The organism is Pseudomonas sp. WS 5078 (assembly GCF_012985745.1).
Classification (GTDB): domain Bacteria; phylum Pseudomonadota; class Gammaproteobacteria; order Pseudomonadales; family Pseudomonadaceae; genus Aquipseudomonas; species Aquipseudomonas lundensis_A.
Genome location: NZ_JAAQWX010000002.1, coordinates 74,322 through 88,528, shown reverse-complemented (window position 1 = coordinate 88,528; position 14,207 = coordinate 74,322). Strand labels below are relative to the sequence as shown.

General features: G+C 59.9%; 12 protein-coding genes. 8 read left to right on the top strand and 4 right to left on the bottom strand.

What is annotated here, in order from left to right; translation table 11 throughout:
* Positions 1 to 7: 7 nt before the first annotated feature.
* The 3 genes from tolQ to HBN68_RS03560 form a co-directional block, all read right to left on the bottom strand.
* On the bottom strand, positions 8 to 718 hold the full coding sequence (gene tolQ / locus HBN68_RS03570) for a protein TolQ (protein ID WP_094994345.1): 711 nt from the start codon (positions 716 to 718) through the stop codon (positions 8 to 10).
* 93 nt (positions 719 to 811) lie between these two features.
* Entirely contained in the window at positions 812 to 2,713 is a 1,902-nt protein-coding gene (locus HBN68_RS03565) for a phytase (RefSeq protein ID WP_169962681.1), read from the bottom strand.
* 38 nt (positions 2,714 to 2,751) lie between these two features.
* Positions 2,752 to 5,286, bottom strand: a complete 2,535-nt coding sequence (locus HBN68_RS03560; protein WP_169962679.1) for a TonB-dependent receptor — start codon at positions 5,284 to 5,286, stop codon at positions 2,752 to 2,754.
* Between the two features lie 397 nt (positions 5,287 to 5,683).
* On the opposite strand from HBN68_RS03560, the gene HBN68_RS03555 reads away from it, so the two are divergent.
* Together HBN68_RS03555 and HBN68_RS03550 are read left to right on the top strand one after the other, a co-directional pair.
* A complete protein-coding gene (locus HBN68_RS03555) occupies positions 5,684 to 6,604 on the top strand; it encodes a GGDEF domain-containing protein (RefSeq protein WP_169962676.1) in 921 nt (306 codons plus the stop codon).
* Entirely contained in the window at positions 6,601 to 7,632 is a 1,032-nt protein-coding gene (locus tag HBN68_RS03550) for an AraC family transcriptional regulator (RefSeq protein ID WP_094994349.1), read from the top strand. The genes HBN68_RS03555 and HBN68_RS03550 overlap by 4 nt, the downstream gene beginning before the upstream one ends.
* A 60-nt stretch (positions 7,633 to 7,692) precedes the next feature.
* Here HBN68_RS03550 and HBN68_RS03545 read toward each other — a convergent pair whose 3' ends face one another.
* Positions 7,693 to 8,724, bottom strand: coding sequence for an Ldh family oxidoreductase (locus tag HBN68_RS03545; protein WP_094994350.1), 1,032 nt, complete (start codon positions 8,722 to 8,724; stop codon positions 7,693 to 7,695).
* 134 nt (positions 8,725 to 8,858) lie between these two features.
* Between HBN68_RS03545 and HBN68_RS03540 the strand changes: the two genes are divergently transcribed.
* From HBN68_RS03540 to HBN68_RS03515, 6 genes are all read left to right on the top strand, one after another.
* A complete protein-coding gene (locus tag HBN68_RS03540) occupies positions 8,859 to 9,734 on the top strand; it encodes a MurR/RpiR family transcriptional regulator (RefSeq protein WP_169962674.1) in 876 nt (291 codons plus the stop codon).
* Between the two features lie 13 nt (positions 9,735 to 9,747).
* Entirely contained in the window at positions 9,748 to 10,497 is a 750-nt protein-coding gene (locus HBN68_RS03535; RefSeq protein ID WP_094994352.1) for a transporter substrate-binding domain-containing protein, read from the top strand.
* A gap of 103 nt (positions 10,498 to 10,600) precedes the next feature.
* Positions 10,601 to 11,320, top strand: a complete 720-nt coding sequence (locus HBN68_RS03530; protein ID WP_094994353.1) for an ABC transporter permease subunit — start codon at positions 10,601 to 10,603, stop codon at positions 11,318 to 11,320.
* Entirely contained in the window at positions 11,317 to 12,027 is a 711-nt protein-coding gene (locus tag HBN68_RS03525; RefSeq protein WP_094994354.1) for an ABC transporter permease subunit, read from the top strand. The genes HBN68_RS03530 and HBN68_RS03525 overlap by 4 nt, the downstream gene beginning before the upstream one ends.
* 49 nt (positions 12,028 to 12,076) lie before the next feature.
* Positions 12,077 to 13,318, top strand: a complete 1,242-nt coding sequence (locus HBN68_RS03520; protein WP_094994355.1) for an FAD-binding oxidoreductase — start codon at positions 12,077 to 12,079, stop codon at positions 13,316 to 13,318.
* A 16-nt stretch (positions 13,319 to 13,334) separates the two neighbouring features.
* Positions 13,335 to 14,123 (top strand): amino acid ABC transporter ATP-binding protein, encoded by a 789-nt coding sequence (locus tag HBN68_RS03515; protein ID WP_094994356.1) that lies wholly within the window; start codon positions 13,335 to 13,337, stop codon positions 14,121 to 14,123.
* The last annotated feature ends 84 nt before the right edge of the window (positions 14,124 to 14,207 follow it).

Genomic DNA, 14,207 nt, shown 5'->3' with positions numbered 1-14,207 from the left:
CTCCCTGTCAGGCGACTGCCGCCATGTTCCGCGCGCCTGCATGCAGGCCACGGTACAGGCGCATTTGAACTTCATTGCCGAGGCTGTAATAGCGGGTGAGCAGGGTCTGGCCACGGGATGAAAAACGGTTATAGGCAATCACCGCCGGAATCGCCGCAAACAGGCCAATCGCGGTGGCAATCAAGGCTTCGGCAATCCCTGGCGCCACAGTGGACAATGTGGCCTGCTGCACCTGAGACAAGCCGATGAAAGCGTTCATGATCCCCCACACAGTGCCAAACAGACCGATGTACGGGCTGACCGAGCCCACCGTCGCGAGGAACTGCAAGCCCTTTTCAAGGCGCACTTCCTGCTCGGCAATCGCTACGTACAATGCGCGTTCGATCCCCTGCATCACCCCGTCAGGATCAATCCCCGGTTGTTGTTTAAGCTGCGCGTACTCGCTATAGGCCGCCGCAAACACCTGTTCGGCACCGGCATCTTCGTGGCGATTGTCGCGGCTCTCGCGGTACAGCGCGTTCAGCTCGCCCTGACTGCGCAAGCGCTCAGCAAAAGCGTCCATGTCCCGTTCACTGCGGCGCAAAATGACACTGCGGCGCACGATCAAAAACCAGCTCAGCACAGACGCCAGAAACAACACCAGCATGACCCCTTTGACCAACAGACTCGCGTCGCTGATCAAACCCCACATCGTCATCTGTTCCATAGTCGCTTGCATACCTGACTCCTTGCTCAAGACGGCGCCGCTCTGCGGGAGTGGCGCACAGATAAAATTCAAAACCACTGCAGTGACCGGTTGATGACAACCGGCTCAAGGCAAATTAAGGGTCTTGGCCACCTCGGCCCACGGGATGTACTTGTAGTTCTGGCTTTGCTCCGGCATACGCTTGCGGCCGTCCTGCACCACCAGCATGCCCTGGGCAAACGGGCCGCCAAGGCTGGCCGAGGTCACGTCAAGACCATCCGTTTCAGACGCGCCGTCAATTCCGGCTTCGGCATTGACGCCCACACGAAAGGCGCCGCGAACGGCGTAAGGCGGCGCCGCATCCAACACCACATAACTGTCATTGCCCTGGCTGGAGATCACCAGATAGGCCTGCTTGGCGGTCTGATACAGCGCCAGCCCTTCGATGTCGTCGTGCACCTGATCACCAACGCTGATCACGCGGGTCAACGTGGCGGGATGATCGGGACGCGCATCCACAGCCCACACGGCCACATCCTCTTCGCCCACGAACAACCGTTGCTGTTGGTCGTGCGCTACACAGCCTTCAGGTTGGGTCTGGACGCTGAACTGCCGGACCAGCTCGCCTTGCACCTGATCGCCGTGGGCGCTCAGGCGGTGCTGTACGAACGTGCCGTCCTTGTCGTTGACGAAACTGTAGATTTCGCCCCCCGGCGCCTTGAACAGGCATAAGCCGTAGATGTCCTTGACCGGCGTCGGCACCTCGCCCACTGCACGCACCTCACCCGTGGTACGGTCGATGCTAAATACGCTCAGGCTGTTGTGGTCTCGGTTGCTCGCCACTGCCAGGTCCACGGTGCGCTCACCCAACGTAAAACCGGGGCGCACGTCGACGTTATTCAGGCGCCCGACTTCAAGGTGCTGGACCCGCTGCCCTTGCAGGTCATACACCTCCAGGCCGTTCTTTTTATTGGTGCCCAACACCCGACTCATTGCCGGATTTTGCGGGTTAACCCAAATGGCCGGGTCATCCGCTGCATCGCCCTGACTGACCACCGGCTCGGTTTGCACCACGGGTTTGATAACAGGCATTACTGCAGTGGAACGGGCCGGGGTCGGCTTCCAGTCCAACAGCCCCTGGTAGACCTGTTGGTTACTGTCGTCCTGAACCAGCATTTGCAACCCCTGAGGCGTTTGGCGCACCGCTAAGTGTTCCGGCTCTTTCAGCGTGCCCAGTGGCAATCGGGCCACCGGCGACCAACCGTTCCCTTGCTGCTGGTAGAGATGCAGTTGCGCCGCTTTCGGGTCCAGGCCAAGCATCCCGCCCGGCACCAGCGCCATGGCCCCGGCCGCTTTTTTCACCTCACCAAAGGGCTCGATCAGCGCCACCGGCACCCGCGAGGCATCGGCCTCGGCGTGGGCCGGGTACACCCACCAGCCGACTTTTTCTTCATTCACGAACAACTGTTGCCCGGCATCGTCGACCTGACAGAACTCAGCATTCGGCGGTAACGGCAGGCTGCGCACCAAGCGTGGCTCGGCCAGTCGTTTGCGCTCAGCAGCCACCAGCCATTGCTCGCCCTTGCCCTCTTCACCCACCGTGAACAGGTAGACATTGCTTGCCTCGTCGCGGTACAGGCACACGCCGTTGACGGCGTACTCACGGGGCGGCAAGTAGACCGGTGCCTGCCACTCATGGCTGCGCGGGTCGAGGCTGAACAACGCCACTTGCTGTTTTTTCTCGTCATGGCTGGCAACCAGTACCTGATCGCCCAACGCACGGCTGTCCAGCGAGGCGAAAGCACCCGCGGCGTGGCTCAGGGTTTTGCCCTGTGCGTCGAGCAGCAACACCCCGTCACGCTTGCTCACGGTCAGCCGCTGGTCCCCGGCGGCAAAACCCAGCGCCTGGGCTTTGCCCTGCCCCCACGGTTGCAGGGTCGGCGCAGCGATCTCAGGAGCGGCCTGCGCCGTGACGGCGCTGAGGCATGCCAGGATCGGCAACAGACACGGTTTACGGATAAAACCCATGATTGGAAATTCCTTCTACTGGCCCGCTCGGGCCGCCTTTAAAAATGGGTGAACGTCAGGCCCAGCGAATAGGTCGGCCCATACTCTTCGTACTGGTTGTTGTAACGACGGTTGCCGCTGTAGACGAAGTAAGGCTGGTCGGTGAGGTTCTGCGCCTCAAAGCTGACTTGCAGGTTTTTGGTCAGCGAATAACGGGCACTGAAATCGACAAAGGTTTGCGCATCGACATGCAGGTCGTGGGCTTTGTCACTGATCCCCGCCAGTTCATAGAGGTACTGCGACTTGTAGTTGGCAGACAGGCGCAAGCTGAGCGCGTCGTCCTCCCACCCGAGCATCAGGTTGCCCACGGTGTCGGACTGGTTGGGCAAGTCGATGTCGCGTTTGCGGTTTAGCCCGGCGGCCTGATCGAACCCTTCAATGCTGGCGCTGGAGCGGCTGAAGGTGGTGTTGGCGCCGAGCAACAGGCCATTCCACGGCGCAGGCAGCCAGTCAAACTTCTGCGAATAGGCCAACTCCAGTCCGTACAGCTTGGCGCTGTCGCCATTGGCGTAGGTGTGCGCTTGCGTGAAGTCGGCCCACTCACCACTGCCCGCCAGGTCGTTGTTGTAGACAAAGTTCTTGATGTCTTTATAGAAGAGGAACGCCGACACCGTGCCCGCCTGCCCCATGTAATGCTCGATGCCGAGGTCGAAGTTGCTCGATTCCAGCGGCTTGAGGTTCGGGTTGCCGAAACTGGCTTCGTCATCCTCGATCACAAACCCCGGCGCCAGTTGGCCGAAGGTCGGGCGTACCACAGCATTAGTCCATGCGGCCCGTAACTGGGTGTTTTTATCCAGTTGATAGCGTGCGTGCAGCCCCGGTAACCAGTGGTGGTAATCGCGTTTTGTGTCCTGCGCTTCAAAGGCACCATCGCGCACGCCCGTGCCTTTGGCTTCGAATTGCGTGCCCTCGTAGCGCATGCCGGCGATAAAACGCCAATCGTCAATATCGAGGGTGTTCATCACGTACCCGGCGTTGATGTCTTCGCGCATGCTGAAGTCATTGGCCCGCGACTCCTGTGCATCGTAGTAATCGCCGGGGTTAAGGCCGCCAATCAGGTCTTTGATCGCCCCCCCGCTGATGCCAGGACCGAACTGGCCCAGTTGATAATGCACATTGCCCTTGTCGAACTGGGTCAAGTTCAACTGCGCGTCGTTAAAACCGGCGTCATCGAAATCTTTGTAAACCCAGGCATTGAGGTCATTGTCCTTGTGGCGGCGGCTGACCTTGCCGCCAAACTTGACCTGCGAGGCATACCCCTGAACGTCGTAGTCACGGGCCAGATCGAGGCGAAGGTTTTTCTCGGTGTCCCGGGTGTCCTGCTCTTCCCAGTCGACTTTGTCGAGGGTGAAGTTGGACGGGTCATAAAACCCTGTGCCAATAATCGGCCGCGGCTTTTCAGTGCCGTAAAAGCCGCTGTCGGGGAAGCTGGAGTTGCCTTTGAACGTGGCGCCCGCGATGTGCCCCGGACTGTCTTCACTGGACGTGCTGTAACCCGCCTGCCCGCTGAGGGTCCATAAGCCCATCATGCGTTCGCCACCGAACACGTAAGACTGAATTTCCTGGGTTTCTTCGCGCTGCTTGAGCTTGCGCTTGGCTTTGGCCTTGCCCAACTCACCCGCCGCCTGTGGTTTGTCGAATTCGATGCTGGTGGCGTTACGGGTTTCAGTGTCCTTGAAACGACTGTAAAGCGTGCGCAGGTACAGTTGGGTGTCGTCATCGGGCTTGTAGTCGAAGTTCAACCCGCCGCCGGTGCGTTCACGGCTGATGTCGTACACGCGCTGCTCGAAGCTGTTGAGCCGGGCGCCGTTGTTGAAGTCCCATGCGCCGCCGGTTTCGACGTTATCCGAACCAAAGTCCCGTTTGTTCCAGCTCAGGGCAGCGGCCACACCGAAGTTATCAATGCCGTCACCCAGACTGAAACGATCACTGATCGCCCCCGAAAACTCGGGACTGGTCTGGTGGGTGTTCTTGTTATAACCGGCCTCACTGCTGCCGGTGTAAAACAGCCCTTTGTGGTCGAACGCCGACAGGCTTTGTACGTCCACCGTGCCGCCCAACGAGTTGGCATCCATGTCCGGGGTCAGGGTTTTGATCACTGACAGCGATTGCACCAGTTCGGATGGCAGTACATCCAGCGCCACCGCCCGGCGCGCGCTCTCCGGCGAAGGCACAAGCGTGCCGTTAATGGTCACGCTGTTGAGGTCTGGCCCCAGACCGCGCACGCTGACAAAACGCCCTTCCCCCTGATCGCGCTCGACACTGATGCCCGGCAAGCGCTGCACGGCTTCAGCGACGTTGGCGTCGGGCAACTGCGCCACGCCGTCGGCGTGCACCACGCTCTCGATGTTGTCCGAGTGACGTTGTTCCTTGAGCGCCTGATCGATGCTCGCGGCCTGCCCGACCACTTCCACATGCTCAGTAGCACCTGTGGCAGCCGCGTCGGCTGCGCTCAGGCGTTCACTGGCAATCGCTATAGCCAGCGCACTGACTGTAAACCCGAACCACTGTGCCTTACTGCGACACTTGTACATGCTTGTGCTCCCCCAGCGTCCCGCGACCGGCCGGGCAAGTGGCCCGGCAATTGGTAGCGAAAACTAGGCACCGCGAATGACAGTGCTGTGACAGGGGGTGGCGCAACACCCCGAAATCAGCGGGTTTGGGCGCAGATGAGTGACGAAATGAGCTGATTTGACCTCACGCGGTGCGGTGTTGCTGTTCAGGTACGAGGCTGCGGTCAAGGCCAAGCCCCTGTGCTGACCTCATCACACTAACGGCGCCACCCGCGCGCGGCTCGACAGCCACTGCAAACGCTGTTGTTTAAAGAAATTTCTTGCAACACCTCTGAGCTGATTCGACCCGGCGCACCCGTCATACCGTTGTCACATTGCTCTGGTCTGCTGACCGGCACTACGTTTTGGTAGAACACATATGAGCGGGTTAAACGTGCTTAAACACCATCGCTGGAAACTCACCTTGCTGGTGCTGGGGGCCAACATCGGCTTGCTGCTCAACCTGGCTTTCGGCACCGCAAAACCGGTCAGTGAGTGGCAATGGCTGGACATCCTCGGCGAAGGCGGGACGGCGCTGTTCATGCTGTTCTGGCTCGCACTGGTACTCAAAAGCCGTCCTGCCGGACGTGTCACCAACTACCTGGCCAGCGGTTTGTGCTTCATGTTTTTCTCGTGGTGGATCGATGTGCTCGACGAGTTTATCCGCCTGCCCAAACACATCGGCTGGGATCACTGGCTGGAGTCAGCACCGATGCCGGTGGGCATGGTCCTGTTGACCATCGGCCTGTTCCACTGGCACCGCGAACAGTTGGCCATCAGCCAGCAAATGGAGAAACGCGAGCGGGTATTCCGGGAACATCGCCTGTTTGACAAGCTGACGCCGCTGGGTGGCGCCGATTACCTCAAGCGTCAGGTCAACGACTGCCTGAGCCAAAGCCTTGAGCACCAGCAGCCATTGTCGCTGCTGGCGCTCGACCTCGACCACTTCGCCGCGATCAATCAGCAATACGGCCACGCTGAAGGCGACGCCGTGCTGCAAGCCATCAGCCAATTGTTGCTGCTCAACCTGCGCCGTCACGACCTGCTGTGCCGTCTGGCCGGGGATCGCTTTGTGATGGTATTGCCCAATACCGGCGAAAGTCAGGGGCGCCTGCTGGCACTGGAAATGGAGCAGGCAGTGCAAAGTCTGGCGCATAAAACCCGTTTACAGGGCGAACGGGTCTACCTGTGCGCGAGCACTGCGGTGGTAATGGCGGTCGACGAAACACCGGACGCCCTGCTCAAACGCCTGAACCTGGCACTGGCCCGCGCCAAACCACCGAGGATCAAGCGCGCATGAGCCGGCCCGGCGGATGGTACGAAGCCGACACGCGTTTTATACCTGGGCATTACCAGCCCGCAACGCTGATTGATCTGGCACTGTCGCGGGACATCGACAGCCATCGTCTGCTACGCGGCACCGGGCTGTTTTACGAAGACGTTCTGGCAGGCACGACCTGTGTCAGCCCGCAGCAGTTTTTCAGCCTGATCGGCAATGCCCGTCGCCTGCTGGACGCTGACGACAGCAGTTTTCTGTTCGGCCAGCGCTTGTTGCCGGGGCATTACGGGCCTGCCAGCCACGCCCTGCAACAGGCGCCCAATCTGCATCAAGCGCTTGAAACCGTAATCCACCATCGCGCCCTGCTCAGCCCGCTGCTGACGCCGCGACTGATACTCGACGATCACTACGCCTATGTGTATTGGCTCGACAGCAGCGGCGCCCAGGAGCAAGCACGGTTTGTGCTGGAAGCCAGCATGACGGCGCTAGTGGCCATGAGTCAGTGGCTCAGTGGCGAACGGCTGCCCTGGGAATGCCGCTTCAACCATGCCGAACCCCGCTATGTAGAGCAATACTGGGTGCATCTGGGCGAGAACAGCCAGTTTGGCTGCCAGTTGGACATGATGCGCATCCCCCGGGAGTGCCTCACCCGGCCATGGCCCAACGCCTCGGCCATTGCACGGCAAGTGGCGTTGCAACACGCGCAGCGCGAACTCGACGGCCTGGGGTTCAGCACCAGTTTGCTTGACCGTTTATACGTGTATTTGCGCGAAAACGCGCACCGTGCGCCGAGCCTGGAACTCACCGCCCAAACCCTGGGCATGAGCCAGGCCACCCTCAAACGCAAACTGAATAAACACGGCACACACTTTCAGGCGCAACAGGATCAAGCGCGCAAACACATGGCGCTGTACCTGTATCAAATCAAAGGAATGAGCAACGAAGACGTGGCGCGCTACCTGAATTTCAGCGACCCGGCCAACTTCCGGCGCTCGCTCAAGCGCTGGACCGGTTGCACGCCCAATCTGATACGCCAGTTGTTTTCCTGATTCCAGGCATGAGGCTGCCTCAAGCCAGCAACCTCGTTACCTCGAACACGTGACGGGTAGTTACTGCGCCAATGCCTGCAACCTGGCGAGTTCCTCCACAGCCAGCGGTATGCCTTGCTTGAGCGACTGGGCGCGCGTCTTGAACCGACGATCGCCGGGCAGCCGCTCAAGGCCTGCCGCGTGCATCTGGCGCACCAGTTCAGCGCTGCGCCCGGCAAAACTGTTGCCCCCGGATTTGCTCGGGTCAATCACGATCAGTAACTGGCCGGTCCATGGCGTTTGCGCGCCGGGGTGTTTAGACCAGTCAAACTCGAACGAGAAATTGCCGCCGGTCAACGCCGCCGCGAGCAACTCCACCATCATCGACAGCGCCGAGCCTTTATGCCCGCCAAACGGCAGCAAGGCCCCGCCGTCGAGAATGGCCTTCGGGTCCTGCGTGGGCTCACCCAGGCGATCAACACCCATACCCGCCGGCAGGTCGTGGCCTTTACGCGCCGCAATTTGCACATCGCCATGAGCAATGGCGCTGGTGGCCAGATCAAAGACAATGGGATGGTCATCGGCCCGGGGCGCGGCGAAGGCAATCGGGTTGGTGCCAAACAAGGGTTTTTGCGCGCCATGGGGCACTACGCACGTCATGCTGTTGACCACGCTCAATGCCACCAGCCCCTCTTCAGCGAACGGCTCAACGTCCGGCCAAAGCGCCGCAAAATGGTGCGAGTTGCGAATGGCCAGTACCGCAATTCCGGCGCTGCGGGCTTTTTCGACCAGCAAGGAGCGAGCGGCGGCCAATGCCGGTTGAGCGAAGCCATTGGCCGCATCCACCCGGATAAAACCCGACGCGACATCTTCAACCTTGGGGGTTGCCTGCCCATCGACCCAATTACTGGCCAGCGAAGACAAATAGCCAGGAATGCGGAACACACCGTGGCTGTAGGAACCGTCGCGCTGGGCTCGTGCGCAGTTATCAGCCAGCACCCTGGCCACGGTGCCAGAGGTGCCGTGGCGCTCAAAAATCTGTTGCAGCAAGGCGGTCAATTGATCCAGTGACAGCGATTCAACGGCCTGCGGGGAAGCGTCGGACTGAGACATGCGGTGTGCTCCAATCTCGTTGTTATTGTCGTGGGTAACTATCCGGCGATGACAGATATCTGTCAATTGTTGACTTAATGACAGAAAACATTCACTTTCTGCAACGCGCTGAAATAAAAACAGGAACAGCAGCCGTGAGTCAGTCGATCAAACAACGCCTCGAAAGCAGCCTGTCAACCGCCGCCCCATCGGGTCGGGCGATTGCCAGTTACATGCTGGCCAACCTCTACGAGCTGCCTTTTCAAACGGCTGCTGACATTGCCGGCAAGCTGGGTGTCAGCGAGTCCAGTGTCGGGCGTTTTTGCCGGGCGCTGGGTTACAGCCATTTCAAAGAACTGAAAAACGACCTTAAAGACGACCTGGGGGATGGCCCCTGGCTGGTCGGTGATCGCCTGCAAGAATTCCGCCAACAATCAAGCCAAAGCCCGCAGGCGCTCCCGCGCAGCTTCGAGCTGGAAGTCGGTGCACTGGTCAAGGTCTACGAATACAGCCTGACCCCCGCGTGGCAAACCGTCAGTCAGCGCCTGGCCACACGCCGCAAAGTGTTTGTCGCCGGTTTTCAAACCGAGCGCGGCATCGCGGCCTCGATGGTGCATTTGCTGCAATACCTCCGCGACGGCGTGCACCTGGTGGACGGTGCGGCCGGGCATTACGCCGATGTCCTGTTATGCCCCGACAACGACTGTGCACTGGTGATATTCGAGGCACGGCGTTATTCGCGCCACGCCCAGCACCTGTGCCGCAAGGCCCGCGAAGCCGGTATCCCGGTGACGCTGGTCACGGACACCTTCTGCGACTGGGCCGACCAGTACGCCGATGAAGTGTTTCGCGTACCGACCGAATTCAACCTGTTCTGGGAATCCACGGCGGCCATGCTGTCGCTGGTGCACCTGTTGATTAATGAAGTCTGCAAACAACTGGGACCGGACGTCGAAAAACGTCTTGAGGCAACCGCGGCCTTGCACAACGAGTTCGTGGGCTACACCTCCTCACCCGGCACAAAACAATAAAACGAGGTGCTAGATGAAAAACGTCATTCGCTTTGCAAGTGCATGTGCAATGGTTGTAGCCGTAGCGTCCAACGCTCAGGCCGACAAACTGACAATCGCCACGGAAGGCGCCTACCCTCCATTTAACTACGTGGACTCGGACAACAAGCTGCATGGCTTTGACGTCGACATCACGATGGCCGTCTGCGAACGCATGAAAGCCGACTGCACCCTGGTGGCACAGGACTGGGACGGCATCATTGCCGGCCTGATGGCGAAAAAATACGACGCGATTGTGGCGTCGATGATCGTCAACGATGAGCGCAAGCAAAAAATCGCGTTCACCAATCATTACTACCGCACCCCGCTGTCAATTGCCGTCCCGAAAGATTCGGACATCACCGATGCGCAAAGTGACTTCAAAGGCAAAACCGTCGGTGCGCAAAGCGCCGCGACACAGAGCATTTATGCCGAAGAGCATTACAAGGACGCCGACCTGAAGTTGTATCCGACCCTCGACGAAGCCAACAGTGAACTGGCCAATGAGCGGGTCGATGTGGTGATTGCGGACAAATTCCCGTTGCTGGAATGGGTCAATAAAACCGGCAAGGACTGCTGCAAGATCATTGGCGACGTTAACGGCACGCTGGCCGACGCCGCGATTGCCGTGCGCAAAGAAGACAACGCCTTGCGCGAGCGCTTCAACAAGGCGCTGGACGAGATCGTCGCTGACGGCACCTACAAAAAGATCTCCAGCAAGTACTTCGACTTCGACATTTATTAACCTGTCCGCCCTCGTTTGAGGGCAGCCTGCCTAACGCCTTGCCCTGCGCGCCCAGTGTGCGCAGCGGCTCAATATCGGCCCGAATTTGTCCGGGGACTGGAGCATGCTCGATCAACTTTCATTGCTTTCCTTTGCCAGTGGCGGCTGGGGCTCGGCGCTGCTCGCCGGGTCGCTGGTCACCATCGCCCTGGCGTTGAGCTGCCTGCCCATCGGTTTACCACTGGGCCTGTTCGTGGCGGTGGCCGCGCGCTCCAAAAATCGCTGGATGCGCGCTTGGGCGACGACATTTTCCACCGTGTTTCGCGGGCTGCCGGAACTGCTCACGCTGTTGATCATTTACTACGGCTGCCAGATCGCCGCGCAAAAAATCCTTGCGCTGATGGGGTACGACACGCAGTTCACAATCAACACCTTCGTGGCGGCGATGATTGCCTTCAGCCTGGTGTTTGCAGCGTTCTCCAGCGAAATCTGGCTGGGTGCCTTTAAAACCATTCCAAAAGGTCAATTTGAAGCCGCCTCGGCGCTGGGCCTTTCGCCGTTCACAACGTTTCGCAAAGTGGTGCTGCCGCAACTGGCGCGCATCGCCTTGCCCGGTTTGTCCAATAACTGGCTGTCACTGCTCAAGGACACCTCGCTGGTATCGACCATCGCCCTGGTCGACTTGATGCGTCAGACCAACCTGGCGGTGAGCGTGACCAAGGAACCGATGTTGTTCTACAGCGTGGCGTGTTTCATCTACCTGTTCTTCTCGGCGATTTCCGGCCGCCTGTTTGCCTACCTGGAGCGCCATTTCAATCGTCATCAGCGGAGCGTGCAGCCATGAGCCTGACGGACCTGCAAAACCTGTTGCTCAGCCCCGACTTGCTGGAACGCTACGGCCCGCGCTTTATTGACGGCTTGTGGGTGACCTGCAAACTGGTGGGCATTTCCTTCACCCTGGGCGCCCTGCTCGGTTTGTTGATTGCCTTGGGTCGCCTGTCGAACAGCCGCTTTCTGCGCAGTTTTACCGGTGCCTACGTGTACTTCTTCCGGGGTTCACCGCTGCTGGCGCAACTGTTCTTGCTGTACTACGGGCTTGGCTCATTCAAAAGCGTGTGGCAAGACGTCGGGCTCTGGTGGTTCTTCCGTGACGCCTGGCTGTGCACCCTGCTGGCGTTCACCCTCAACACCGCGGCCTACCAGGCCGAGATTCTGCGCGGCGCCATTCTGTCCGTAGCCCAGGGCCAGCGTGAAGCCTGCAAAGCCTTGAACCTGTCGCGCTGGACCACCTTTCGCAAAATCGTATTGCCGCAATCGCTGTTGGTGGCCATCGGCCCGCTGGGCAACGAACTGATCCTGATGATCAAAGCCAGCGCCATTGCCTCGCTTGTCACCATCTATGACCTGATGGGCGTGACCAAAATGGTGTTCTCGCGCAGCTTCGACTTTCAGGTCTACCTGTGGGCCGCCGTGCTGTATCTGGTGATCGTGGAAGTGGTGCGCCGCAGCCTGAAACTGATCGAAGGTCGACTCGGCCGTCATTTGCAGTAAGCCCATTGTCCGGGCTGCAAACACGGCCCCCCGTTTCAAGGATTTGACTATGCATTGCGACACCATTGTTCTGGGAGCCGGCATCGTCGGCGTCAGTACCGCGCTGCAACTCCAGGCCCGAGGGCGCAACGTGGTGTTACTTGACCGGGCCCAGCCCGGTTGCGGAACCAGCCACGGCAATGCCGGGTTGATCGAACGTGCCAGCGTGATTCCTTACTCGTTCCCGCGAGAAATCTCACGCTTGCTGCGCTATGGCCTTAATCAACAATCCGATGTGCGCTACAGCCTCAAGCACCTGCCCAAGGCCGGTCCCTGGCTGATGCAGTATTGGCGCCAATCCGGGGCCAAAGGGCTGGCAAAGGCCACCCGCGCCATGTTGCCGCTGATCGAGCGCTGCGTCACCGAGCACGACGCGCTGGCCGGGCCTGCGGGCATGACCGGCCTGATCAAAGACAGCGGCTGGGTAGAGGTTTACCGCACCCGAGACGACTTCGACAAAGCCCAGCGCGATGCCGCTGCATTGCTCGAATACACGCTCAACTACCGGGTGCTCGGGCAGGCCGAGGTGCATGCACTGGAACCGGGCTTGCACGAGGACGTGATCGGCGGTATTCACTGGCTCGACCCCAAAACGGTCAGCGATCCGGGCGGACTGACCCGTGGTTACGCTGAACTGTTCATCAAGCGCGGCGGGACCTTCGTCATCGGTGACGCCACCAGCCTGCGCCCGACCGCCGGCCAGTGGCAGGCTGACAGCCATAAGGGGCTGATCGTGGCCAACGAAGCCGTGGTCACTTTGGGGCCTCAAGCGCGGGACATATTTGAACCGCTTGGCTACCCAATTCCGCTGGCAATCAAGCGCGGCTACCACATGCACTACGCCGCGAAAGACGGCCACACCATGCAACACCCGATTCTGGATTCGGTGGGCGGCTATGTGTTGGCGCCGATGGTGGGCGGAATACGCCTGACCACCGGCATCGAATTTGCCGACAGCGATGACCCGATCAACGAAATCCAGCTGCGCCGTTGCGAAGAACGCGCCCGGCGCCTTTACCCGCTGGGCGAGCGCCTGGACGCCGAACCGTGGCTGGGCCGCCGCCCCTGCCTGCCGGACATGTGCCCCGTGATTGGCCCGGCCTCGCGCCATAAAGGCCTGTGGTTCAACTTTGGGCATGCCCACCACGGCCTCACCCTTGGCCCCGTGAGCGGACGCCTGCTGGCAGAAATGATGACCGGCGAATATCCCTTCACCGACCCGACACCCTACAGCGCCGAGCGCTTTTACTGATTACTGGAGACACACAATGCATGCACAACCTGCTTACGTTCACACGCCCGTGTCTCCCTCATCGGACACCCGAAAGGTAGTCGTAGACATCGCTGGCCTGAACAAGTACTACAGCGCCTTTCATGTCCTCAAAGGCATCGACCTGAAAGTCCGCGAAGGCGAGCGCATCGTCCTGTGCGGCCCGTCGGGTTCAGGCAAGTCCACCTTGATCCGCTGCATCAACCGGCTGGAAATCGCTGAAAAAGGCAGCATCCTGATCAACAACACCGACTTGTCCCACACCACCCGTGAAGCCGCCAGGGTGCGCAGTGAAATCGGCATGGTGTTCCAGCACTTCAACCTCTTCCCCCACATGAGCGTGCTCGATAACTGCATCCTGGCGCCCATGTCAGTACGCGGTCTGTCGCGCAAAAAAGCGGTTGAACTGGCCCAGCACTTCCTGAACAAAGTCGGCATTGCCAGCCAGGCCGATAAATACCCCAGCCAATTATCGGGGGGCCAGCAGCAACGCGTCGCTATTGCCCGCGCCCTGTGCATGGAACCGAAAATCATGCTGTTTGACGAACCGACGTCCGCGCTGGACCCGGAAATGGTCAGTGAAGTGCTCGACGTCATGGTCAACCTGGCGGGCAGCGGCATGACCATGCTCTGCGTGACCCACGAAATGGGGTTTGCGCGGCAAGTGGCCGAACGCGTGTTGTTCCTGGATGGCGGCATGATCATCGAAGACTCGCCGCCCAACGACTTCTTCAACGCACCGAAAAGCCCCCGGGCCAAGGCCTTTCTTGCGCAAATCGTGCATTGACTTGACGCTGTTGCGGGGGCACGCCGTTTTTCGGCTGTAGGCTGGCAGCGGTGCGCGCCCGTACACACAGCCTGTCGAGTTTCA

Coding starts and splice junctions, on each gene's coding strand:
- tolQ (WP_094994345.1), bottom strand. CDS start 718: ATGCAAGCGACTATGGAACAGATGACGATGTGGGGTTTGATCAGCGAC.
- HBN68_RS03560 (WP_169962679.1), bottom strand. CDS start 5,286: ATGTACAAGTGTCGCAGTAAGGCACAGTGGTTCGGGTTTACAGTCAGT.
- HBN68_RS03535 (WP_094994352.1), top strand. CDS start 9,748: ATGAAAAACGTCATTCGCTTTGCAAGTGCATGTGCAATGGTTGTAGCC.
- HBN68_RS03550 (WP_094994349.1), top strand. CDS start 6,601: ATGAGCCGGCCCGGCGGATGGTACGAAGCCGACACGCGTTTTATACCT.
- HBN68_RS03520 (WP_094994355.1), top strand. CDS start 12,077: ATGCATTGCGACACCATTGTTCTGGGAGCCGGCATCGTCGGCGTCAGT.
- HBN68_RS03530 (WP_094994353.1), top strand. CDS start 10,601: ATGCTCGATCAACTTTCATTGCTTTCCTTTGCCAGTGGCGGCTGGGGC.
- HBN68_RS03525 (WP_094994354.1), top strand. CDS start 11,317: ATGAGCCTGACGGACCTGCAAAACCTGTTGCTCAGCCCCGACTTGCTG.
- HBN68_RS03515 (WP_094994356.1), top strand. CDS start 13,335: ATGCATGCACAACCTGCTTACGTTCACACGCCCGTGTCTCCCTCATCG.
- HBN68_RS03565 (WP_169962681.1), bottom strand. CDS start 2,713: ATGGGTTTTATCCGTAAACCGTGTCTGTTGCCGATCCTGGCATGCCTC.
- HBN68_RS03545 (WP_094994350.1), bottom strand. CDS start 8,724: ATGTCTCAGTCCGACGCTTCCCCGCAGGCCGTTGAATCGCTGTCACTG.
- HBN68_RS03555 (WP_169962676.1), top strand. CDS start 5,684: ATGAGCGGGTTAAACGTGCTTAAACACCATCGCTGGAAACTCACCTTG.